Annotated in this window: 25 protein-coding genes; 20 read left to right on the forward strand and 5 right to left on the reverse strand. The window is 33.1% G+C overall.

The genetic code is table 11. The features are described 5' to 3' along the window. Nucleotides 1-31: 31 nt before the first annotated feature. The 11 genes from H6589_07225 (at nt 32) to H6589_07275 (ending at nt 10,464) form a co-directional block, all read left to right on the forward strand. A complete protein-coding gene (locus tag H6589_07225; GenBank protein MCB9174383.1) occupies nt 32-772 on the forward strand; it encodes an electron transfer flavoprotein subunit beta/FixA family protein in 741 nt (246 codons plus the stop codon). A gap of 103 nt (nt 773-875) precedes the next feature. Next, nucleotides 876-1,841, forward strand: coding sequence for an electron transfer flavoprotein subunit alpha/FixB family protein (locus H6589_07230; protein ID MCB9174384.1), 966 nt, complete (start codon nt 876-878; stop codon nt 1,839-1,841). Nucleotides 1,842-1,926: 85 nt separating this feature from the next. Continuing rightward, nucleotides 1,927-2,550: a bifunctional nuclease family protein gene (locus H6589_07235; GenBank protein ID MCB9174385.1), complete on the forward strand. Its 624-nt coding sequence runs from the start codon at nt 1,927-1,929 to the stop codon at nt 2,548-2,550. Between the two features lie 62 nt (nt 2,551-2,612). Then, a complete protein-coding gene (locus H6589_07240; GenBank protein ID MCB9174386.1) occupies nt 2,613-3,866 on the forward strand; it encodes a Na+ dependent nucleoside transporter in 1,254 nt (417 codons plus the stop codon). Between the two features lie 122 nt (nt 3,867-3,988). Then, nucleotides 3,989-6,541: a DUF559 domain-containing protein gene (locus H6589_07245; protein ID MCB9174387.1), complete on the forward strand. Its 2,553-nt coding sequence runs from the start codon at nt 3,989-3,991 to the stop codon at nt 6,539-6,541. Nucleotides 6,542-6,623: 82 nt separating this feature from the next. Beyond that, the gene (locus H6589_07250; protein MCB9174388.1) at nt 6,624-7,136 is read left to right on the forward strand and encodes a hypothetical protein; all 513 of its coding nucleotides are present in this window, start codon (nt 6,624-6,626) and stop codon (nt 7,134-7,136) included. A 228-nt stretch (nt 7,137-7,364) separates the two neighbouring features. Continuing rightward, nucleotides 7,365-7,922 (forward strand): hypothetical protein, encoded by a 558-nt coding sequence (locus H6589_07255; protein ID MCB9174389.1) that lies wholly within the window; start codon nt 7,365-7,367, stop codon nt 7,920-7,922. Nucleotides 7,923-8,180: 258 nt separating this feature from the next. Further along, on the forward strand, nt 8,181-8,390 hold the full coding sequence (locus tag H6589_07260; GenBank protein ID MCB9174390.1) for a helix-turn-helix transcriptional regulator: 210 nt from the start codon (nt 8,181-8,183) through the stop codon (nt 8,388-8,390). A gap of 75 nt (nt 8,391-8,465) precedes the next feature. Then, nucleotides 8,466-8,780, forward strand: coding sequence for a HipA N-terminal domain-containing protein (locus tag H6589_07265; protein MCB9174391.1), 315 nt, complete (start codon nt 8,466-8,468; stop codon nt 8,778-8,780). A gap of 4 nt (nt 8,781-8,784) precedes the next feature. Next, nucleotides 8,785-9,744: a HipA domain-containing protein gene (locus H6589_07270; GenBank protein ID MCB9174392.1), complete on the forward strand. Its 960-nt coding sequence runs from the start codon at nt 8,785-8,787 to the stop codon at nt 9,742-9,744. A gap of 78 nt (nt 9,745-9,822) precedes the next feature. Next, on the forward strand, nt 9,823-10,464 hold the full coding sequence (locus H6589_07275; protein MCB9174393.1) for a class I SAM-dependent methyltransferase: 642 nt from the start codon (nt 9,823-9,825) through the stop codon (nt 10,462-10,464). Between the two features lie 12 nt (nt 10,465-10,476). Here the strand turns inward: H6589_07275 and H6589_07280 are convergent, their stop codons facing one another. Continuing rightward, nucleotides 10,477-11,886, reverse strand: a complete 1,410-nt coding sequence (locus tag H6589_07280; GenBank protein ID MCB9174394.1) for a phosphoglucomutase/phosphomannomutase family protein — start codon at nt 11,884-11,886, stop codon at nt 10,477-10,479. 105 nt (nt 11,887-11,991) lie between these two features. On the opposite strand from H6589_07280, the gene H6589_07285 reads away from it, so the two are divergent. Together H6589_07285 and H6589_07290 are read left to right on the forward strand one after the other, a co-directional pair. Further along, entirely contained in the window at nt 11,992-12,507 is a 516-nt protein-coding gene (locus H6589_07285; GenBank protein ID MCB9174395.1) for a DinB family protein, read from the forward strand. Next, entirely contained in the window at nt 12,504-13,487 is a 984-nt protein-coding gene (locus tag H6589_07290) for a cation transporter (protein ID MCB9174396.1), read from the forward strand. Before H6589_07285 ends, H6589_07290 begins: the two co-directional genes overlap by 4 nt. Nucleotides 13,488-13,550: 63 nt before the next feature. Here H6589_07290 and H6589_07295 read toward each other — a convergent pair whose 3' ends face one another. Further along, nucleotides 13,551-15,653 (reverse strand): insulinase family protein, encoded by a 2,103-nt coding sequence (locus H6589_07295; GenBank protein MCB9174397.1) that lies wholly within the window; start codon nt 15,651-15,653, stop codon nt 13,551-13,553. A gap of 36 nt (nt 15,654-15,689) precedes the next feature. Beyond that, complete coding sequence (locus H6589_07300; protein MCB9174398.1) at nt 15,690-17,009, reverse strand: insulinase family protein; 1,320 nt, start codon at nt 17,007-17,009, stop codon at nt 15,690-15,692. 186 nt (nt 17,010-17,195) lie between these two features. Between H6589_07300 and H6589_07305 the strand changes: the two genes are divergently transcribed. After that, the gene (locus tag H6589_07305; GenBank protein MCB9174399.1) at nt 17,196-17,600 is read left to right on the forward strand and encodes a hypothetical protein; all 405 of its coding nucleotides are present in this window, start codon (nt 17,196-17,198) and stop codon (nt 17,598-17,600) included. Here H6589_07305 and H6589_07310 read toward each other — a convergent pair. After that, on the reverse strand, nt 17,597-18,283 hold the full coding sequence (locus tag H6589_07310; GenBank protein MCB9174400.1) for a rhomboid family intramembrane serine protease: 687 nt from the start codon (nt 18,281-18,283) through the stop codon (nt 17,597-17,599). The two genes, H6589_07305 and H6589_07310, sit on opposite strands and share 4 nt — an antisense overlap. Before the next feature lie 122 nt (nt 18,284-18,405). On the opposite strand from H6589_07310, the gene H6589_07315 reads away from it, so the two are divergent. Further along, nucleotides 18,406-18,627 (forward strand): hypothetical protein, encoded by a 222-nt coding sequence (locus H6589_07315; GenBank protein MCB9174401.1) that lies wholly within the window; start codon nt 18,406-18,408, stop codon nt 18,625-18,627. On the opposite strand, the gene H6589_07320 is transcribed toward H6589_07315, so the two are convergent. Beyond that, nucleotides 18,628-19,362: a TerB family tellurite resistance protein gene (locus H6589_07320; protein MCB9174402.1), complete on the reverse strand. Its 735-nt coding sequence runs from the start codon at nt 19,360-19,362 to the stop codon at nt 18,628-18,630. It lies immediately after the preceding gene. 96 nt (nt 19,363-19,458) lie between these two features. Between H6589_07320 and H6589_07325 the strand changes: the two genes are divergently transcribed. The 5 genes from H6589_07325 to H6589_07345 all read left to right on the forward strand — a co-directional run bounded on the left by H6589_07325 (nt 19,459) and on the right by H6589_07345 (nt 24,702). Continuing rightward, a complete protein-coding gene (locus H6589_07325) occupies nt 19,459-19,884 on the forward strand; it encodes a hypothetical protein (protein ID MCB9174403.1) in 426 nt (141 codons plus the stop codon). Between the two features lie 197 nt (nt 19,885-20,081). After that, entirely contained in the window at nt 20,082-20,945 is an 864-nt protein-coding gene (locus H6589_07330; protein ID MCB9174404.1) for an RNA polymerase sigma factor RpoD/SigA, read from the forward strand. A gap of 70 nt (nt 20,946-21,015) precedes the next feature. Next, complete coding sequence (locus H6589_07335; protein ID MCB9174405.1) at nt 21,016-23,631, forward strand: hypothetical protein; 2,616 nt, start codon at nt 21,016-21,018, stop codon at nt 23,629-23,631. Then, nucleotides 23,618-24,202 carry a methyltransferase domain-containing protein gene (locus tag H6589_07340; protein MCB9174406.1) on the forward strand — a complete coding sequence of 195 codons (585 nt, stop codon included), beginning with the start codon at nt 23,618-23,620 and terminating at the stop codon, nt 24,200-24,202. Before H6589_07335 ends, H6589_07340 begins: the two co-directional genes overlap by 14 nt. Nucleotides 24,203-24,210: 8 nt before the next feature. Further along, nucleotides 24,211-24,702, forward strand: coding sequence for a C40 family peptidase (locus tag H6589_07345; GenBank protein MCB9174407.1), 492 nt, complete (start codon nt 24,211-24,213; stop codon nt 24,700-24,702). Nucleotide 24,703: the final 1 nt, after the last annotated feature.

The raw sequence follows: 24,703 nt of genomic DNA on the forward strand, positions 1-24,703 counted from the left end.
TTTCTACTTAAAATAATTTAAAATATATCAGATGAAAATATTAGTATGTATTAGTAAAGCTCCTGATACCACATCGAAAATTGCATTTACTGATGGCAACACCAAATTCGACGAAAATGGTGTGCAATTTATTGTAAATCCTTACGACGAGTGGTATGCTTTGGTAAGAGGATTAGAATTGAAAGAAGCAAACGGTGGTAACGTTACCGTTTTAAATGTTGGTGGTGCAGAAAACGACCCAATTATTAGAAAAGCTTTAGCTATTGGAGCTGATGATGCTGTTAGAATTGATGCTAAAACTGAGGATGCTCTTTTTGTAGCAAAGCAAATAGCTAATTATGCTACTCAAAATAGTTTCGACATTATATTGTTCGGAAAAGAAACCATTGACTTTAATGGTTCTCAAGTTGCAGGAATGGTTGCAGAATTAATGAATGCTCCTTATGTTTCTCTTGCTTCTAAATTAGATATGAGCGGAAACAACGCTACCATTGAAAGAGAAATTGAAGGTGGTGTTGAAGTGATTGAAACTTCTACTCCATTTGTGTTAAGTGCTGCAAAAGGTATGGCAGAAGCTCGTATTCCAAACATGAGAGGAATTATGGCTGCAAGAACAAAACCATTAACGGTTGTTGCTGCATCTGATGCAACTAACGCTACAAAAATTAAATCGTTTACATTGCCTCCAGCAAAATCGGCTTGTAAATATGTTGATGCTGCAAATGTAGAAGAGTTGGTAAACTTACTACACAACGAAGCAAAAGCTATTTAATAAATCAATTTAACAATTATAAAATGTACCAATTTGTTCCTACATATATACTTTTGTCAACATTGAACAATTGCTACATTAACCAATTAATACATTAAGAATTATGTCAGTTTTAATATACGCCGATTCAAACAACGGAACATTAACAAAAAATGCTTTAGAGGCTGCTAACTATGGTGCTCAATTAGCTAAAAAAATAGGTTCATCAGCTACTGCTGTGATAACTGGAAATGTATCTGATGCTGCTCTATTAGGCAAATATGGTGTAAGCAAAGTATTACACGCCAACAATGGTGATTTAGATAACTTTGACCCACAAAAATTAGCGCAAGTGATTGCCGAAGCTGCAAAAGCAGAAAACGCTACAGTAATAGTATTTGCCCACGATTATTCGGGTAAAGCTGTTGCTCCTCGCTTAGCTGCAAAATTAGATGCAGGTTTGGTAAGTGGTGCAATTGCATTGCCAAATACAGATGCAGGATTTACAGTTAAAAAAGCAGTATTTTCTGGTAAAGCATTTGCTGAAGTAGAAGTATTAACTTCAGTTAAAATTATTTCAGTGTTACCCAACTCTATTGAAAAAATTGAAAACAATACCACTCCAGAAATCGTAAATTTTGCAGTAGAATTACCAACAACTCGTTTAAAAGTAAAAGAAATTAAAAAAGAATCTACAGAGCTTTCATTAACCGAAGCTGATTTGGTAGTTTCTGCAGGTAGAGGATTAAAAGGTCCAGAAAACTGGGGTATGATTGAAGAATTAGCAACTGTTTTAGGTGCTGCAACTGCTTGTTCTCGTCCAGTTGCTGATATTGGTTGGAGACCTCACCACGAACACGTTGGTCAAACTGGTTTAGCTATTCGTCCAAACTTGTATTTTGCAATAGGTATTTCTGGTGCAATACAACATTTAGCAGGTGTTAACGGTAGTAAAGTTATTGTTGTAATTAATACCGATGCTGAAGCACCATTCTTTAAAGCTGCTGATTATGGTATTGTAGGTGATGCTTTTGATGTTGTTCCAAAACTAGTTGAAGCATTCAAGAAATTTAAAGCAGCCAGTAATTAAAGAAGAAGTTGGAAGCTGGAAGACCGAAGTTCTTAGTCAACATGAACACTGGTAACCAGCAACTAAAAATTAGTAACCAGTTAATATGGATAAAATAGCAATAGAAATTATTGGTCTTTCATACAGTCAAACTCAAACAGGAGCTTACGCTCTTGTTTTGGGTGAAACCAAAGGTGAAAAACGACGATTACCAATTATTATAGGTGGATTTGAAGCACAAGCAATTGCCATTGAGTTAGAATCCATGACTCCTACACGACCTTTAACACACGATTTATTCAAATCTTTTTCTGAAGTTTTTGATATTCAAATTAAAGAGGTGATTATTTACGATTTACGTGAAGGTATTTTCTATGCTAAATTAATTTCTGAAAAGGATGGTAAAGAAGTAGAAATAGAAACTCGAACTTCTGACGCCATTGCTATCGCAGTTCGTTTTAAATGCCCAATTTATACCTACGAATTTATTCTATCGAGCGCTGGAATTATTTTAGATGATACCGCCAACGATAAAACCGATGAAATAGAGAAACAAATTGAAGAAATTGAAGAAGAACTGAACGAACCAAAACCAGCCACTCCTAAAAAAAGTTTAGCTGATTTGTCGTTAGATGAACTGAATAGTAAACTTCAAATTGCTATTGATAACGAAAATTATGAAGAAGCATCTAAAATAAAAGCTATTTTAGACAATAGAAATAAAAACTAAAACAAACCCTATTGATTTTACTTGCTATAAACATTTCTGCTATACTAAAAGGACTTCTTGGAATGGCAGTATTGGTTGCTATTGCTTGGCTTTTTAGTAACAACAAACGTAAAGTTAATTGGTCACTTGTTGGAAAAGGATTAGCCATTCAATTTATTTTTGCCATTTTGGTGCTAAAAGTACCTGTGGTTGAACGTGGTTTTGAGTTTGTAAGTAAAATTTTCACTAAGGTTATTGGCTTTACACAAGAAGGGACTATGTTTCTTTTTAAATCGTTTGTTAGTGGCGAAATTGAAATGCCGTTGGTAAACTTTGTTATAATGGTATTACCCACCGTTATTTTCTTCTCTGCACTTACTAGCTTGCTTTACTATTGGGGAATTTTACAAAAAGTTGTATATGTTTTTGCATGGGTAATGAAAAAAGCCATGAAACTTTCTGGTGCCGAAAGTTTAGCTGCAGCAGGTAATATTTTTCTTGGTCAAACTGAAGCTCCATTATTGGTTAAACCTTACTTGAGTAAAATGACCAACTCAGAACTCATGTGTTTAATGAGTGGAGGAATGGCAACCATTGCTGGTGGTGTATTAGCCGCTTACATTGGTTTTTTAGGTGGCGATGACCCTGTTCAGCAATTGTTTTATGCAAAACATCTGTTAGCAGCATCTGTAATGTCGGCTCCAGCAGCTGTTGTTGCTGCAAAAATATTGGTACCAGAAACCGAAAAATTTGATGAAAAACTAGAAGTTTCAAAAGAAAAAATTGGAACCAATGCTTTAGAAGCTATTGCCAACGGAACTTCTGATGGAATTAGATTAGCAGTAAATGTTGGAGGTATGTTATTGGTATTTATTGCTTTAATGGCAATGTGTAATTACATATTGTTTAAAATTGGCGATTGGACTGCTTTAAACGAAATGATTATTGCAAGCACAAACTTTGACGGACTATCTTTTCAGTTTATTTTAGGTTATATTTTTGCTCCTATTGCATGGTTAATGGGAGTTTGTGCTGAAGACATGGTGTTGGTTGGTCAATTGCTTGGCGAAAAAACCATCCTTAACGAATTTGTAGCTTATGTTTCGTTAGGAGAAATGAAACTAGCAGGAAAATTTGCTGAAGAAAAATCAATTATAATGGCAACCTACATACTTTGTGGCTTTGCCAACTTTGCTTCTATTGGTATTCAAATTGGAGGTATCGGTGCACTTGCGCCAACTAAAAAAGGCATGCTTTCAAAATTTGGTTTTAGAGCATTGATTGGTGGTACTATAGCTTCTTTATTTACTGCCGTAATTGTTGGAATGCTATTGTAGTTGTTGGTTATTAGTTAATGGTTTATTGAAAGCTAATGACTGTAAACTTTAAACTGAGTACTGTAGACTGATTACTATTAACTAAATCCTTAACTTTATACTCAACAGTTAAATTCAACTAATTGAATAACCATTTACTTGATACCAAAATTGAATTTCTGAAAGGCGTTGGTCCTTCAAGAGCAGAATTGTTACAGCAAGAATTAGGCATTTATACTTTTGGTCAATTATTAGAATATTACCCTTTTCGATACATCGATAAATCAAAAGTTTATCAAATTGCCGACATCAATTCCGATCAAGCCCACATCCAGTTAAAAGGTAAAATTACCAACATTCAAACCATAGGCGAAAAACGAGCAAAACGAATGGTAGCAAGATTAAAAGATGCTACTGGAGAAATTGAATTGGTATGGTTTAAAGGGATAAAATGGCTGTCTTCATCCATTAAAATAAATCAAGAATACATTGTTTTTGGTAAACCGACTTATTTTAGAAACAGCTACAACATTACACATCCAGAAATGGAATTGGTTGAGCAATCGTTAGTGGCAAATGCTATCAGTTTACAAGGCGTCTATTATTCATCAGAAAAGCTGACCAATAAAGGATTATCCGCCAAAGGGATTCATAAAATACAGCAAAATTTAATTGCACAAATTAAAGGCTGCATACAAGAAACCTTACCTGATGAATTGCTGAACAAACTAAAACTATTACCTAAAGAAATTGCATTAATCAATGCTCATGCACCAGAGAATGAACAAATGTTGCAACGCGCATTATTTCGGTTAAAATTTGAAGAGTTGTTTTTTCTACAACTACGCTTATTACGACAAAAAGTAGTGAAAACTCAAGCCTTAAAAGGACACGTATTTAGTGATGTTGGTGAAACATTTAATACCTTTTACAACAATTATTTGCCTTTCGAATTAACCAACGCACAAAAACGTGTTATTAAAGAAATACGTAAAGACATCGGCTCTGGAAAACACATGAACAGGCTTTTGCAAGGAGATGTGGGTAGTGGAAAAACAGTAGTTGCTTTACTAACCATGTTAATTGCTATTGACAATGGTTATCAAGCTTGTTTAATTGCTCCCACCGAAATTTTAGCAACGCAGCATTATTTAGGTTTATCAGAGCTGCTGCAAGACATGAACGTAACCATTGAGTTACTGACTGGCTCAACAAAAAAAGCGAAAAGAGCGGAAATAAATACCACTTTACTCGATGGCTCATTAAATATTTTGGTTGGAACGCATGCCTTGCTCGAAGACCATGTACAGTTTAATAAACTGGGCTATGTAGTAGTCGATGAACAGCACCGTTTTGGTGTAGCACAACGAGCAAAATTATGGGCAAAAACAAGTAGCCCCTCCAACCTTCCGTCAGCTGACGGAGAGGCTTTAAAAAAAGTGCTCTATAAATACCAAACTGCTCGACCTTCAATTTATTCACTATTAAAAGCGAATCAACAAGAAAGAAAAAAACAAACTACTGAAGCAGAGCAAGTATTATGGCTTAACCTTAAAACAAAACAACTTGGTTCTAAATTTAGACGACAACACATTATTGACGAGTTTATTGTTGATTTTGTTTCTTTAGAAAAAAACTTAGTTATAGAGGTTGACGGAAAATATCATAACTCTCCAGAACAACTAGAAGCCGATAAAATGAGAACTCAAATTCTGAATGATTTGGGTTTTAAAGTTATTCGCTTTACCAACGAAGAGGTATTGTTAGACATCGACAATGTCCTCAAAATAATTACAGCAGCTACTAACTCCCTCCCCTTTGGGGAGGGTCGGGGTGGGGCATCCATCCCTCACGTCTTGGTAATGACTGCTACCCCAATACCAAGAACATTAGCCATGACTTTCTATGGCGATTTGGATGTTTCGGTAATTGATGAGTTACCAGCTGGACGAAAACCTATAAAAACCATTCACAAATACGATTCTTCACGTTTGAGGGTATTTGGAATGATGGAAGAAGAAATTAAAAAAGGCAGACAGGTTTATGTGGTTTATCCCTTAATCAACGAATCGGAAAAACTTGATTATAAAGATTTAATGGATGGTTACGACAGTATATTACGCCGTTTTCCGATGCCTCAATACCAAGTAAGTATAGTACACGGACAAATGAAATCGGATGCCAAAGATTTTGAAATGCAGCGATTTGTAAAAGGTGAAACTCAAATAATGGTGGCTACCACTGTTATTGAAGTTGGCGTAAACGTTCCCAATGCCAGTGTAATGGTTATTGAAAGTGCCGAGCGATTTGGTTTATCGCAATTGCACCAATTACGTGGAAGAGTTGGGCGTGGGGCAGAACAATCGTATTGTATTTTAATGAGTGGAAACAAATTAAGCCCCGAAGGCAAATTACGATTAGAAACCATGGTAAGAACCAACGATGGCTTTGAAATTGCCGAAGTAGATTTAAAATTGCGTGGACCTGGCGACATACAAGGCACCCAACAAAGTGGTCTGCTCAACTTAAAAATTGCCGATTTAGCTCGCGACGGACAAATATTACAAGCAGCACGCAACCAAGCCGTAGAAATTTTAAAAGAAGATGCCAACCTAAAACTAGAAAAAAACTACCGATTGGTACATGCTTTAAACAACATTAAACGCAACAAAAAAAACTGGAGCAGGATTTCTTGATGTTTGAGTAATGATTATATTTGGTTAAATATATTTCGCGAATAAATGCAATTGCATTTATTCGGATGTTACCACCAATTTTATGGCGACACATAGAATAACGAAATATAACCCTGCAAACAGGAATTCACTTGGACACTATTTAATTGATAGTGAGTGGACATCTATTTCTGACATTGGTAAGCCTGAATATAACTTGCCGACCTTTGAGGAATATTACCTTACAGAAAATTCCTATTGTCAAGCTGTGAAAGCAATCTTAGATTTAAATAATGTTGTTGAATTGGAAGTTGTTAGTCTTGAGGCTAATCTGTCCAAATCGGAATTTACCGAACTGGAAGTAAAAGGATATTTAAAAAATATGAATATCTCACTTGACTATATCAATAAGACATTTAAAAATGGTATTAAATTAAATTGGTCTGACATCGAAGTTGCAATTCGTTTAATACTTAGAGAAATAATTTGGTGTGAATTAAAATCACCAATAGTATCGTTAAATTTTGGTTATGATTACTATATGTATGTTGACTCGAAATTGCTTGACACAAAGACAATAGAGAAAATCAGCGAAATGAAAATGTTTATAGATTAATAAAACTGGTGGTAACAGCACCTAAAACTTATGCGGGCGACATCAAAGCATTTGCAAATTTCAAGGTCGCTTCGCGAAACATATTTTCATTTTGCAAATGCATAGAAACATAGTATCTTTATTTAAACGTTTCGGTAGACGAGTGTTCCAAAACCGCACAAGTTCTAGCTGCAAAACGTTGGCGGTCATTGTATAAAGCGAAAAACTTTACTTAAGTAGATAAATAATTTGGCAAATAATTCAAGCATAAAACAAAGAACTTTTGCACTGACAATAATGCTATTGTCAGCCTTAGCTGTTTCTCTAAATTCTTGTAATATGTTTTATAATTTGACACATAAGAGATACCCTTTACCAGATTCATTTACAGACACTTTAAACACTATAAAAGCTGACCTCGAAAGCAAAGATCAATATATTTTTTATAGTTCATACAATGGAAATTGCTTTGGACCAAGTTACAGTGGTAGAGCTACAGTGAAGTGGACAGAAAGTGACAAATCATATTGCCGAACAATTTTTAAAAAGACTGAAGACAAAAAAGTTACTGACCTGACTGTAGAGTGTGATATTGACAGCATATTTCAGGAATTTAAAACTAAAAGACTTGACACTGTAACGACTTTTCCTGAAGGTTATATGTTTATGGATCCCGCAACTATGGACTACGTAAAGATAAAAAACAAGGAACTGACCTATGAACGATCATTTGAACAAATGCCTTTTATAACTTCCAAAGACACTACACATATTCTTTACTCATTTATAAAGACCCTATTGGAATAAATGAATCTTGAAAATGATAAAAAACGAACCGCCAACAATGGCTAAAAATCATAGACCTAACCAACCAAACCGTTTCTACGCTTTTTAGCCGGAACGTTGTAGTTAATTAGATTATACCCAATCAGGTATACTGTCACTGAAATACCCGTAATTATACCCGTAATGGTATAAAAGATACTTTTCAAATACTTTTTATACCCGAAAAGGTATATTTACAATATATATTTGTATATTTATACCCGAAAAGGTATATACAAAATGAACAAACTAAGTGAATTTGTAAAAAAAAGAAGAAAACATCTTGGGTTAACTCAAGAAGATCTTTCATTCAAAGCCGGTGTAGGACTGAGGTTTGTAAGGGACCTTGAACAAGGGAAACAAAGCTTACAAATGGATAAAGTGAATCAAATATTATCATTATTTGGCCATGAACTTGGTCCAGTACAATCAGAAAGAAACGAGCCGTAAAATTATTAGGAGTATCTAATCATTTGGATATGCGAGTTCCATGTGACCTTAAATAATTAACGCAACACACATGAAATGAAGAAAGCTAAAGTATATATGTATGATGAAATGGCTGGTATCCTTACAGAAGATGAAAATGGATTTCATTTTCTATATGATCAATCTTATCTAAAATCAAAAGAAGCCGAACCTGTTAGTTTGACTCTACCTCTTACAGACAAAGAATTTGAAAGCAAAACAATGTTCCCTTTTTTTGACGGGTTAATACCAGAGGGTTGGTTATTGGATATCGCTCAAAAAAATTGGAAATTAAATTCCAGGGACAGAATGGAAATATTATTAAAAGCATGTCAAGATTGTATCGGGGCCGTATCAATTGAAGCAATTTAAAGTCATGGAAAACAAATGTCTTTACTGTTACAAGGAAATCAATTCAACAGAGTTAAAAACTCCAGCTGGGAAACAAGGTTATCACCCAAAGTGTAGTAAAATATTTTACGGAAATTCTACTCCACCAATTTTAGATTTTACAGAAGATCAAATATTAGAACTAGCAGAACAAGTAATAAAGAGTCAAAGAACAGTAACGGGTGTTCAACCAAAAATTTCACTTGGATTAAGCAATGAAATAGATACACCTGAACGTTTTACAATTGTTGGGCTATGGGGGGAATACATTTTAAAACCTCAAACCAACTTATATTCTAATCTTCCAGAAATTGAAGATTTAACAATGCATTTGGCTGAAATTAGCAAAATCAAAACGGTTCAACATTCTCTGGTAAAATTCAAATCAGGGCAATTAGCTTATATCACCAAACGAATTGACAGAAATAATGGTAAAAAATCACACATGGAAGACATGTGTCAATTAACAGAAAGGCTAACCGAACATAAATACAAAGGGTCATATGAACAAGTTGCGAAAGCAATTAAAAAGTATACAGCCAATCCAGGCTTAGATGTAACGAATTATTATGAACTAGTTCTTTTCAGTTTTTTAACCGGAAACAACGATATGCATCTAAAAAACTTCTCCTTATTAAAAAGAAATTTGACATATGACTTGTGCCCCGCTTATGACTTAGTTGCATCTGAACTAGTTATGGAAGGAGACGATGAAGACCTTGCATTAAATCTAAATGGGAAAAAGAAAAAAATTAAACGGAAAGATTTTGAAAGCGCTATGAAAGGGGCTGGACTTGAAGAAAAAGTAATTGAAAATATTTTTAAAAAATATAAGAAACTACTTCCTAAGTGGTCCAAATTTATAGACGAAAGCTTTTTACCTGACCCAATGAAAAATGACTATAAAATTTTGATTAATCAAAAATCAATTCAAATTGAACTATAAAAACTTGCCACAACAATATGTATAGTGCATAGCACCCTACGGGATGCTACGACACCATACACAAAACGTTAAAAACTAATGAATCCATACCAAGAAACATTCGAAACCTGGAACAAAATAGCCCAATTGTACGAAGAAAAATTTATGGATTTAGCTTTGTACAACCAAAGCTACGATGCCTTTTGTGCTTTGTTAGAAAAAGACAACCCAAAACTATTGGAAATTGGTTGCGGTCCTGGCAACATTACCAAATATTTATTATCCAAACATCCTCATTTTAACATCTTGGGTATTGATGTTGCTCCAAACATGGTACAATTGGCTAAAAAGAACAACCCAACTGCTCAATTTGAAGTAATGGATACTCGTAACCTAAATACTATAACGACAACTTTTGATGCTATTGTTTGTGGGTTTTGCCTACCTTATCTTTCCAACGAAGAATGTTCTACATTGATAAGAGATTGCAACAACCTGCTTACCGAAAGAGGAATACTTTACATTAGTTTTGTAGAGGGCAATGAAAAAGATTCTGGCTACAAAACCAGTAACAGTGGCGATAGGGTTTTCTTTAATTACCATTCCTTAAAACAACTTGAAGCTGATTTAAACTTGAACGCTTTTACCATTGAAAAAACAATAAAGGTAGATTATCCCAAACAAAATGATGTTGAAGTACATACCATCGTTATTGCAAAAAAGAAGCCTTTACAAAAGTAAAGGCTTCTTTTTTTATGCTTTAAACTCTTGGTGAGTTTTCTCCAGTATTTTAAATGCTCGTTCCGTAGTTGCAGCCTCTGCATAGGTTCTTAAAACAGGCTCTGTACCCGATGGTCGAATCATTACCCACTCGTCATTATCAAAGAAAAACTTATAGCCATCAATATCTTCAACTTTACGCACTTCTAAATCGCCAAACTTTTTGTAAGCATTGGTCGAACAATTTTTCATGATACGTTGCTTATCTGCTTCTGTTAAATGCAAGTCGATACGCTCAAATTTAAACGCTCCTACAATTTTGTAAACATCTTCAATCAATTGTTCTAATGTTTTACCCGATTTAACCATGTATTCCCAAATAATCAATCCCATCCATATACCATCTCGCTCAGGAATATGACCTTTTACCGCAATACCACCCGACTCTTCACCACCCAACAACACATCTTCTTTAACCATTATACCAGCAATATTTTTGAAGCCAATTTGCACCACTTGGTAATCTAGTCCAAAATAATCGCACATTTTTTTCACTTTTGGTGTTACCGAAAACGCATTCACTACTTTACCTTTCAATTTTTTCTCTTCAACCAAATATTTGATTAATAACAAAATAATATGATGAGAATCTACAAATTCTCCTTTACTATCGTACAAACCAATTCTGTCAGCATCGCCATCGGTAGCTAATCCACAATTAATTTGTCCGTCCGATAGTTTAATCATTTCAGAAAATTCAATCAAATTTCGGTGGATTGGTTCTGGAGCAACTCCCTCAAAACCTGGATTATGATCGCAATGTAAAAAATCAATTTCAGGTAACAATCTTCGCATTACATTTTGCCCAGCACCATACATAGCATCATAAGCAAAATTCAATTTAGATTTTCTGATGCTTTCCATATCAAAATTAGCTTCAACATGGTTAACATACATCGTTTCTAAATCAATGTACTCTATCATTCCTTTCTCTATCAATTTATTGATGTCAAGTATTTCTAAATTAATGGTATTGGCTTCAGGAATTAAATCTTCCACTTCTTGAATCTCTTTTGGCAAAAGAGGTCCTCCAAAACTACCTTTTAGTTTGTAACCGTTGTACGATGGTGGATTGTGAGAAGCTGTTAACACAACTCCCAACGAAGCTTTTTGTTTCAACGTTCCTAAACTTACCATTGGTGTAGAAACAAAATCTTTAGCCAAATAAACTTTAATTCCTGCATTAGCCAATACTTTAGCCGTAGTTTCAGCAAAAAGTTCGCCAGCAAACCTACAATCGTGCCCTACCACTACCGATGGCTTTTTAAAATTATGTTTTAACCACGTTGCTGTTCCTATTGCTACTCGAGCCACATTATCAACGGTAAAATCTTTAGCTATTATTGCTCTCCAACCGTCCGTTCCAAATTTAATTTTTGCCATACTGTTAATTTCTTTTGCGACTACAAGATTAATGTTTTTTTTATAAAATCAACGTATCTAAAAATTAACTTGATTTAAACCTTAATTTTGAGAAAAACAATCGTTATGGAAAGCTTAAAAGAACACAATTTTGCTGATTATTTTAATCACTACATTAGTTTAGTAAAAGAAGAAAATTTTCTGAAGGCATTAAAAATTTCTCACAAAGAGGTTAAAAAAGCCATGAAAAACATAACTGAAGAACAAGGTAATTTTGCTTATGCTAAAAAGAAATGGACGATTAAAGAATTGTTGGTACATATTATTGATACCGAACGTATTTTTTGCGAAAGAGCATTGCGTTTTGCTAGACAAGATAAAACAGAATTACCTGGCTTCGACCATGATTTATACGTATTAAATTCGGGTGCAAACCAAAGAACACTTAAAGATATTTTAAAAGAATATAAAGCTGTTCGAAAATCAACTTTAACCTTGTTTAGCAACTTTAATGAAAAAATGCTAAATCAATCAGGTACTGCTAATGGTAATAAACTAACCGTTTTATCTATAGCGTACATCATTTCTGGACATGAGTTACACCACCTTAATATATTAAAAGAGAAATACCTGACCGTTTGAAAAATCAACAGGACAATTACAATTTTCAGAAAATAGTTGCAGCAACAGGTGTTGTACTGTTTATTGTAAAACTATCTGCTTGGTACCTTACTAATTCTGTAGCTATTTTAACCGATGCCCTTGAAGGTATTGTAAATGTTATTAGCGCTTTTATTGGTTTGTACAGTTTGTATTTGTCTTCTTTACCTAAAGATAAAAACCATCCATACGGACACGGAAAAGTAGAGTTTATTTCTGCAGCACTCGAAGGTGTTATGATTGCTTTTGCTGGTCTTTGGATTATTTTCGAAGCCATCAATCACCTGATTAATCCACAACAAATAAAAGAACTTGATTTAGGAATTGTATTAATTGTTGTAGCCGCAATAGTCAATTTCATTATTGGTTTTATTGCGATAAAAAAAGGAAAGAAAACCAATTCCGTTGCTCTAATTGCTTCGGGTAAACATTTAATATCAGACACATTAACCACCATAGGTGTTATTGTTGGTTTAATTATTATTTTATTTACACACATCATGTGGCTCGATAGTTTGGTTGCGTTAATCTTTGGTAGTGTTATCATTTTTACGGGTTATCAGATTATTAGAAAATCCATTTCTGGCATTATGGATGAAGCTGATGAAGAACTGCTAAAAAAATTAGTTAAGTGTATTAATCAAAATAGAAAATCCAATTGGATTGATTTGCACAACCTCCGAATAATTAAATATGGTAGCATTTTGCATATTGATTGCCACATGACCTTACCTTGGTATTTTAATATAAAAGAAGCTCATGCTGAAATTGATGAAATAGAGCGAATTGTACAAAAAGACTTTGGAAAAAGTGTAGAATTATTTGTACATAACGACTATTGTCAACCCCTCTCTTGCAGCGTTTGTACAAAAACCGATTGTAAGCACAGGGTTAACTCATTCGAAAAAGAATTGGAGTGGAACATCGAAAACGTTAGAACCAACCAAAAGCATCAAGCGTAAAACAAAAAAGAGAGCTGCTCAATTGAGCAGCTCTCTTTTTTGTTTTGATAGGTCTTTCAAAAATTATTTAAATACTTCATCACCAAGCTTAGTGTTAACTTCAACCGAAGTTACTTCCATATCTAACACTTGTGGACCAAAGCTTTGTTTAATTTTGTGAGCGAATTTAATTCCATTTACTTCCTTGTAATCAGAATATAAACCCATTACCACAAATTCACCACCCATATCTTCGTTTGTTTGAACTGACATGGTTTTAACCTGTAACCCTGAAGCTACATCATACCAAACCGTTTCTTTCTCACCAGAAGCCGATAGTTTTTCCATTTTGTAAGCTTCTTTGCCATCAAGCGGCTCAATACCTAATAAAGTGTGTTTAATACCATGTTTTTCATAATTTAACTCAGCAAACATCTCAGAACTTGCTTTTAAATCGTCTAAATCAGCGCCTTCTACATCTTTATTTCCTTGCATTCCACTTACTTTTCCAACAGTTCCATCAAAAGTTTGTTTTTGAATAACCATAGTACCCATAGCCATAACCATAGCAAATTTGTTTGGTGCTTTTTGGTAACGTGTAACGCCTATGGTTTGTCCTTGAATTGAAGCATTCATTTTAACAGTAAGGTCTTTAATTTTACTTAATTTCTTATCTAACGCTTTACCTTTAGGCAAACCATATTTTGCCTTTATTGCATTATCCAATACTGTTTGTGCTGTAACACCAGCAGGAGCTTGTTTTAAAGCTTCTACATAGTCATTTCCATAATTATCGTAAAAACTAACTTTACCGTCAGCACTAAAAGATTTTACTTTTTCAGCTACAGCTTTATCTCCAATAATTAAAATTACTGCATTATCAGGTTTGATGTATTTTTCAGCCACAGCTTTAATGTCATCAACAGTAACTGCATTTAATTTTTGTAGATACGTAGTATAATAATCTTCTGGAAGTTTATATTTTGCAATATTTAAAGCAAAATTGGCAATAGTTTGAGGGTCTTGTAGCGAGTAAGCAAATGTTCCCGTTAAATAACTTTTAATATCTTGCAATTCTTGTTCAGAAACTTTCTCTGTAGCAATCCTTCTTAATTCAACCATAAATTGAATGATTGCACTATCAGTAACCTCGTTTCTAACTTTAGCACTAGCATTAAATCTACCTACTAATTCATCTGGATTAATTGACGAATAAGCACCATAAGTATACCCATGTCCTTCACGTAAATTCATAAACAATCTACCAGTCATTCCTCCACCTAAAATTGAATTTAACATTTTAACCTTAATCACATCAGGGTTATTCTGTTTTAAACTAATTGGGTATGTAATGTTTATTAATGACTGTGTAGAACCTTCTTTGTGAACAAACGCAACAGTAGTTTTTTCTGGTGCCATTGGCGTTTTAAATTTATTTACTGGCACTTCAGCTTTTTCCCATTTCGCAAAATATTTTTCTACTAACGGTTTTGCTTCTTCTAAAGTAATGTCACCAACAACTGCTAAATAAGACACATTTGGTCTGAAATAAGTTTTGTAATAATCAACACATTTTTCTAAAGTGATGTTTTCAACTGTTTTCTCAGTAGAAATTTCTCCATAAGGATGGTTTTTACCATAAAGTAAAGCAGAAGCAACATTTCCAGCAATTGCATCAGGATTGTCTTTTGAACTTTGAATACCTGAAATGGTTTGTTTTTTAATTTTATCTAATTCCTCTTGTGTAAAAACAGCATTCATTAAAACATCAGACATTAAATCCAATAATTTTTCTTGGTGTTTTTTTAATGATGAAGCGTATATTCCATCAGCATAAGGTTTTAAATCTGCTCCAATAAAATCAACTTGCTCATTAATCTGGTCTTTTGTTCTGTTTTGGGTTTTAGTACCCAACAATTCACCAGTAGCCGATTTAAAGCCAACCATTTCGCCTTCTAATACAGGATCAACATCCAACGAAAGAGAGAAAGAAACTTTTGGTAATTTATGATTTTCTACTACAAACACTTTTAACCCATTTTCGAGTGTAAAAGATTGTGTTTTACCCAATTTTATTACTGGAGCTGCACCAGCTTTTGGCTTAATGCTTCTGTCTAATTTTTTTTGAGCAAATGTTACTCCACCTATAAATAATGTAGCAACTACTATTGATATAATTTTTTTCATCTTTATATATTTATTCAATACGTTAAATTCTATTAATTACTTTTTCTCTGATTTAGGTAAATAGTGTAAAACCACTCTATTATCCTTTCTAAAATATTCGTTGGCTACTCGCTTAATGTCTTCTCTAGTAACTTTTAAATAACGATCAATTTCGGTATTGATAAGATTTGCATCGCCATAATATACAGCGTAGTTTGCCAAGTTTTCGGCTATACCTTCTACTTTTGAATTCTGAGTAGTCATATCATTTTCTATCTGATTTTTTAATTTTTGAAATTCTTCTTCAGAAATCAATTCAGTTTGAACTTTTTCTACTTCTTTGTCGATTGCAGTCTCTAAGTCGTTAATAGCAACACCCATATTGGTTACACCAAACATTAAAGCCATTCCTGGATCTTCGGTAGGAAAAGGAAATGCTCCAACGAAAATGGCTTTTTGTTGTTCATCAACAATACTTTTTTGTAATCTAGAACTTTTACCTTGCGATAAAATTTGAGCCAACATACTTACTGCATAAGAATCAGGTGTTCCTTGAGCTGGAGTATGATACCCCATCATAACTGCAGGCAATTGGACGTTATCATAAATAGTATCTCTAACTTCTTTACGTTTAACAGGCTCAACCAATTTAGGTCTATTCATTTCTTTCGTTCCCATTGGAATTTCACCGAAATATTTTTCAATCCACTTTTTCAATTCTGGTTTGTTAATATCTCCAGCTATAGATAAAGTAGCATTGTTAGGTACATAATACGTTTTATAGAAATCTCTAAACTCTTCAATTTTTGCTTGATTTAAATGTTCTAACGACCCAATTGGAACCCAGTTATATGGATGAACTTCAAAACCTCTTTTAAACATTTCTGGTAAAAATGTTCCGTAAGGTTGGTTATCGTAACGCTGACGATATTCTTCCTTTACCACTTCTCGTTGAGTTTCAACACCTGTCTCATCAATTTTTGCATGCAACATTCTTTCCGATTCTAACCATAAACCCAATTCCAATTGATTAGATGGTAAAATTTCAAAGTAAAACGTTCTATCGAATGAGGTGTTTGCATTTAAAATCCCTCCGTTGCTTTGAACAATTTTCATGTACTCACCTCTTCCAATGTTTTCAGAACCTTCAAATAATAAATGTTCAAAGAAATGTGCAAAACCAGTTCTTTCAGGGTTTTCATTTTTTGAACCAACATGATACAACACCGTTACTGCTACTATTGGAGTTGAATGGTCTTCATGTAAAATAACATTCATCCCATTTTTTAGTTTGTATTGTTCAAACTCAATTTTGTTTTGCGCCCCTGCAACCATTGAAATGGAAAAAATGGCAGCTGACAATAAAATTTTTCTCATATACTATATTTAGTTTATTACAAATTTAAAGTTGCTAATGTAATTATATACTTCATCTTTTTAAAACTGAATTACACTAATGGTAAAATAAGTAGTTGACTGGAAAATTTTACATAGAAGTGTTGCGGAATATTATTTTTTTATCAAAATTTTTAATACATTGGTCGAAGATATTCAGTAACTAGTATGAATTTTATTACAGAAGTCGATTTAGAGAAATGTGTTATAACGCTATATGATAACCGCATTGTTAAAATTCGATTTAAAGACGGAATTGCTTTTGAATTAGATGATGCCATAGAAGCTAATCAAACCATGTTCAATTTAGCTAAAGGAAATTCTTTTTTATCTTTAGTTGATTCTATTAATGTAAGAGGGGAAATTTCTAATGAAGCTCTTAATCATTTTGCAAAACACCCCTTAACAAAAGGTGTTAGAGTTGCAGAAGCTATTGTAATAGATAGCTTGCACAATAGGATACTGGCTAACTTCTATGTGAAATTTACAAAATCACATAATCCCGTTAAAGTTTTTAGTAAAATGGATTCTGCTATTAAATGGTTATTAGATTCTTACAGTAAACACCACTAATTGTTTTCATTCTCTTTGTAATCAATGGTATAATTTTCTTCATCGTATCCCGATTTCCAATATTCTATTTTCTCATCTTCATCATCGTCTTGCTCTTCATTCCAAACAAAAACTTCTTTTTGCAGACCTTCTTTACGATAAAATATCGCTAAAATTATTCCTGAAACAAATCCCCAAAAATGAGCCTCGTATGATATTTCTAACTTTATTGGAAATATACCCCAAACCATGCTCCCGTATACTAAAACTACAAAAAACGAAAGTGCAATAAGCTGTTTGTTTAATCGAATAAACCCGCTAACCAATAAAAAAGAAAATAAGCCATAAATCAATCCACTTGCTCCAAAATGATATGCCTCACGAGCCATAATCCAAGTCCAAAATCCACCCATTAAAACTATCCATACTACAATTTTAAGTGCTACTGGTTTGTAAAAGTAAAATAACGATGAGCCTAATATTAATATTGGTATCGCATTATTAAACAAATGATTGAAGTTTCCGTGAATAAAAATAGCCGTAACAATTCCTTTTAAACCTTTTACATCTTTAGGATAAATACCAAATTGGTGTAAATTAAAATCAAATGCGTACTGAACAAAATGAATAATAGAAATTACTACTACAAAAATAGCAGGATAAAAAATGGCATTGATAAACTTGTTTAATTCTTGTTTGTCCACAAAACTAAATTAGCCATTATTGTACCATTGTAATTTTGTCATAACAAAATGTTAAATAGTGTTAAGAATAGTTCTGTTTGTAATTATTTATATACATTTGGAGAAATAAGAACATTTTCGATATGAAAGCTCAAGTTATTATTCTTACTTTATTTTTAGGTTTATTAAGCCTAAATGGTTTTGCTAAAACCAACGACCCACAGGAATCACAACAAAAGAAAACTGTTAAAAGTAAGTATGATTATAACTTGTTTAAACTTTTTTTTATTGAATTAAAGCAACCGCAAGCTGATTCTTTATCATTAAAAGATAAGCGCTCAGAGTATTACAAAAAACAAGATTAATTAGTTCATTCCTCGTTGTTTCTTCACATTTTCGTAAGCCTCTTGTACTTTTTGGAATTTCTCTTTAGCTGATTTTTGAAATTCTTCACCTAAGTGGCTTACTTTATCAGGGTGATATTTAATCGCCATTCGTCGGTAAGCTTTCTTTACCTCTTCATCACTTACATTTTTATCAATTTCAAGAATCTTGTAATCACCATCCACTTCTTTAAAAAACATTGCTTTTATAGAAGCAAAATCAACCGAAGTAATACCTAAATACGCTGCAATATCTTTAATCACGTTCAATTCTGCTACATCAACATTTCCATCAACCGAAGCAACACCAAACAACAAGTGAATCAACTGCAACCTAGCAGGATACAATGTGTATGCCTTAATTTGTAAACTAACATCCTGAACAGGAATGTCCTTTTTAAGAATTTCTCTTAAAGTAATTAAAAGTTCTTGGGTTCGTTCAGATCCAAACTGTTTAAGAAAAAACTGTTTAACATAATCTAACTCTGATTTAACGACCTTACCATCAGCTTTCATCACAGCGGCAATCAATACCAATAGGCCTAAACTAAAATCGTTGGGTTGATTTCTACCATGTGGTCTACCTGTAACAACACTCCCTTCAACACTAACTACTGAATCTATTGCCGAACCCACGGCAAAACCTAAAATAGCACCTATAGGACCACCAAAAGCCCAACCTATTCCACTACCTAACCACTTACCAAATTTTGCCATTTAAACTTAAAATTTGCCTCAAATGTAATAAATCCTGAAACAAGCTAAATTTTATTTTTTTAATTAACAAAATTTTTAAATCTTCGCAGATTCAAAATGCCAAAAGTTAATCCATATAAAATTACCCCTCCAGCTATTAAAAGCGGCACTATTTATTCATTTACAACCGATTCTGGAGTTAATTACGAAGTGCGATTTGGTAGAAAACAAGACAATATATTAAACGCCACAATAGTTTTTGGTGTAACCAACGACGAATATGAAGGTGAAGAATACAGCATAACAAACAAAGGAGAAGTTTATCAAGTTATGGCAACTATTGTTGAAGTTGTCCGTATTTATAAAGACGAACACCCAAATGTAAATTCATTTGAGTTTACTGGAGAACAAAGTGAGAAAGAAAAAGTAAAAAATAAAAATGTACGATTAAACCTATATCACAGGTATATACCGAAAGTATTTGATAACACTTGGAGTATTGAGTTTACCGACGATAAAATAGTTATTAAAAAGAATAAATAATTATTGATTGGTTAATTAAACATGACATTATGTCAATAAACAATAAGTTAATTAAACGTTAAAATTTCATAATAGAAGCAACATTTTGTCAATTATATACGTTATACAAGCATACGATATTTAGAATAAATCTAAATTAATGTTTAGCACGATATTTGATACTATAGGTTTAACATAGAACTAGATAAAATATAAGAATGAGACAGTTAAAAATTACACAACAAATTACCAAAAGAGAGAGTAAATCTCTCGAAAAATACCTTCAGGAAGTTTCTCGTGAACCGATGATTACAGCTGATGAAGAGGTTGATTTGGCTCAAAAAATTAAAGATGGTGACGACCGAGCGTTAAATAGATTGGTAAGAGCAAACCTTAGATTCGTTATTAGTGTTGCCAAGCAATACCAAAATACTGGTTTAACTTTAGAAGATTTGATTAACGAAGGAAACTTAGGTTTGATTGAAGCTGCAAAAAGATATGACCATACAAAAGGATTTAAGTTTATTTCTTATGCCGTTTGGTGGATTAGACAAAGTATATTAAAAGCTGCTGCTGATAACTCTAGAACAATTCGTTTACCTCACAACCGTTTGGGTGAAATCCAAAAAATAAATAAAGCGTCAAGCGAATTTGAACAAACCATGGAGCGTGAACCAACTGATGAGGAATTAGCTGATATATTAGACATGGATTTAGAGAAAGTTCAAAACTCTAGAAAAATGTCGAAAAAACAAGCTTCATTAGATGCTCCAATGGCTAACGATGAAGATAATAACAGTTTAATAAGTGTTATTGAAAGTGATGGTACACCAGCTCCAAGCGACACCTTAATTCATGAGTCATTATCTACTGACATTGAAAGAACATTATCCTACTTAAAAGGAATGGAAGCAGAGGTTATTCGTTTATTTTACGGATTAAGTGGTAGAAAAGAAATGACTTTAGAAGAAATTGGTAGCCACTTTGGTTTAACAAGAGAACGAATTAGACAAATTAAGGAAAGAGGTTTAAGAAGAATGAGAAGACTTTCAAGAACAAACAATCTTCAAACGTATCTATAATTGAAATAAAAAAATTAATTTTAAGCACCAAGAAAATAATCTTGGTGCTTTTTTTTTTACAAAATTTATAATGAGACATTTTTATTTTTTAATTCTAATAATTTTATTTTTTTTATCTTCTAAACCTGCCCATACTCAACAATATACAAACGAGTATGGTCGTCTAAAATTTGGCTTTAACCTAGGTGGCACGTATCAAACAACTGATATAAAAAACGATTTGTTCGGACTAGGTGTGGGTGCAACATTAGAATATGCTTTCATACAAAATAGCTATAGTATTTTTGGATTTTCATTACGTGGCAGATATTTATACGGAACTACTTATGGCACAGAACTGAACTTACACGATGGCTTTATCAGTAATAGTGCTATAAACGGATTTGAAAACCCTTTGAACAACTACACTAATCTACCATTATTCCTGAATAATAGAACAACACTAAACGAATACTCTTTAGAAGCGATGTTAAAGTTTAATAAACTTTACATTAAACATGGTGTATTATTTTATTTATTTGTAGGTGGTGGTGCAACTCAATACAAGTCTGAAACTAATCAATTTGATGCATTAGGAAATTTGTATGACTACTCAAAAATTGATTTATCAAAATCCGACGTTAAATCACAACTTAAATCGTTGAGAGATTTAAATTATGAAACCAGTCTTCCTAATGTTACGCCAAACTCATTTGTTTTTACTCCTACATTAGGTTTTGGAATTGGGTTTAGAGTGGCTCCATTATTAACAATTGCTCTAGAACACAAAACATCACTTCCTCAAACAGATTTTTTTGATGGTCAACTGCATCAATCTGACAGACATCCATCATTTATTCAAGACATTTACCACTACACTTCTATCGGTTTTATATTTTACATATTCAAATCACGCGAACACGTTGAACAAACATATAATAATCCTCCTCCAAAACCATCAAATCCAGTTGCACCACCAAAACCTACTCCCTTACCAAACCCTAAACCAGAACCAACACCTGTACCAACAAACCCTATAACACCGGTACAACCGACTCCAACACCTGTTCCTTCACCGGTACCAAATCCTACTCCAACACCAATAGATAATCCAATATCAAATCCTCCAACAATTACGTTGTTAAACCCAACAAACACAACCTTTAATCAACCTAATTGTAAGGTAAAAATTGAAGTAAAAATTGAAAATATAACCAATGAAAAAGATATTGAATTTTTACAAAACAATTCAAAAGTTCCTTCTTATTTATACTATCTTCAAGCAGGTATTTTACATTCAACAATCGATCTAAAAATTGGAGAAAATCTTTTTAAAGTTGTTGCAAAAAACAATGTAAAAACTGTTAGCAAAGAATTTTCTCTTTCATGTACATCTCCTGTTAATAAAATTACTATTTGTCATAAAAACAACAATGGAACTACCCAAGAGATTGAAATTAATGAAAATGAATGGTTTAACCATGCTGCTCATGGTGATACTAAAGGCACTTGTCCTGTTGAAGTAAAAAAAATTACCATTTGCCATACCGACCCTATTACCAAAATAAAACAAAAATTAGAAATCCCTGAAACAGATTGGTCTACACATCAAGCTCACGGAGATATTATTGGTGATTGCCCTCGTGTTGCTGGTAACCTTCAAATCCAAATCTGTCATGTTGATAGAGAAACCGGAAAGAAATCAAATATCTTGATTGATGAAAAAGATTGGTTTACTCACGCTGGACATGGTGATACTAAAGGCTCTTGCCCTATTGAAGTAAAAAACATCACCATCTGTCATACCGACCCTGTTACCAAAGTAAAACAAAAATTAGAAATCCCTGAAACGGATTGGTCTATACATCAAGCTCACGGAGATATTATTGGTGATTGCCCTCGTGTTGTTAGTAACCTTCAAATTCAAATCTGTCATGTTGATAGAGAAACTGGACAGAAATCAAATATCTTGATTGATGAAAAAGATTGGTTTAATCATGCTGCTCATGGTGATACTAAAGGCGTTTGCCCCAGAAACACAAATTCAACTCAAATCCAAATTTGTCATATTAACCAAACTAATGGTGATTTAGAACCTATGCTAATCAATAAAACTGACTTACCAAGCCATCAAGCACATGGTGATTTAGTTGGTAGTTGTGATGGATTCGATCAAACACCTGTTGATATTTGTCTAAATAAAAAAGATATTACCATAAAAAAATACTTGCTATCTTATTTCGAAAGTATTGGTGCTACACTTGGTAAATGTCCTGATGACAATATTGAATATATGGAAATCTGTCATATAAATTCTAATGGAGTTAAAGAAACCATGACAATTCAAACCTCTGAATGGATCACTCATCAAAATCATGGAGATATTTTGGGGAGCTGCACAACAGGAACGAGTAATCCAAAAACCAACTTTGACATCTGCCATACAGATGCTGAAACTGGAACTAAAACCACTTTAAATGTTAGCGCAGCTGAATGGGGTAATCATCAAGCTCATGGCGATGTTTTGGGTGCTTGTCCACAATCAACATCCAAAATAAAAATCTGCCACATTCCTCCTGGAAACAATCAGAATCCTCAAACAATAGAAATTCCTGAGTCTGCATGGCCAGCACATGAAGCTCATGGTGATAGTAAAGGAGAATGCGAAACACCTAACAAAACGAAAAAAAATGGTGGAATTAACTAAAGATTTTTGGGATAATAGATATAAAAATAAGGAGATAGGTTGGGATATTGGCTATCCTTCTACTCCAATAAAGGAATACATTGATCAGATTTCTGATAAATCAATAAAAATTTTAATACCTGGATGTGGAAATGCTTATGAAGCAGAATACTTGATTAATAAAGGGTTTAAAAATGTTTATCTAGTTGACTTATCTCCTTCGGCTCTTGAGAATTTCAATAAAAGATTACCAAATTTTAAAAAATCGAACCTTATTTGTGGGGATTTTTTTGACTTAAATGATACTTTTGACCTAATTATTGAACAAACTTTTTTTTGTGCAATTAACCCTGAATTAAGGAAAAAGTATGCTGTTCAAATGCATAAGCTTTTAAACAAAAATGGAAAGTTAGTTGGTCTTTTATTTAATGATGATTTAAATAATGACAAACCTCCATTTGGTGGCAACGAAAAAGAATACAAAGGTTTATTTTCTCCTTTTTTTGATATTCAAATTATGAAAAAAGCTTACAATTCAATTACACCAAGAGAAGGTCGAGAATTGTTTATTAAAATGGTAAAAAAAGATTAGTTAGCACAATGAAAAAAATAGTTTTTATCGCCATTTTAAGCTTAAGTAAGATAAGCTTTTCACAAAGTTATTATGTAGAACCCATTATTAACGATTTTTTCTGTAGAAATGGAATTGTTATTGACTCTTGTAGTTATGATGCATTATACACTGTAGCATATCAATGGGCAGAAACACCTTATAATTATGCTGGAAAATCAAAAAAAGGAATAGATTGTTCAGGACTAGTTAAAAAACTTTATGAAAAGGTTTATAACATGCAACTTCAGGGTGGATCAAGAGATATATACCAACAAGTAATCCCTATTAAGAATAGAGAAGATTTGATTGAAGGTGATTTGGTATTTTTTAAAATTTATAAAAACCAAATTTCGCATGTCGGATTATATCTACAAGATGGTAATTTCATACATGCCTCAACTCGAAGTGGGGTTATCATTAGCAATCTAAACGAAGATTATTATAACAAATACTACTTTTCGGGTGGTAGATTTCCTTAAA

Source organism: Flavobacteriales bacterium (genome assembly GCA_020635795.1).
Lineage (GTDB): Bacteria > Bacteroidota > Bacteroidia > Flavobacteriales_E > Vicingaceae > Vicingus.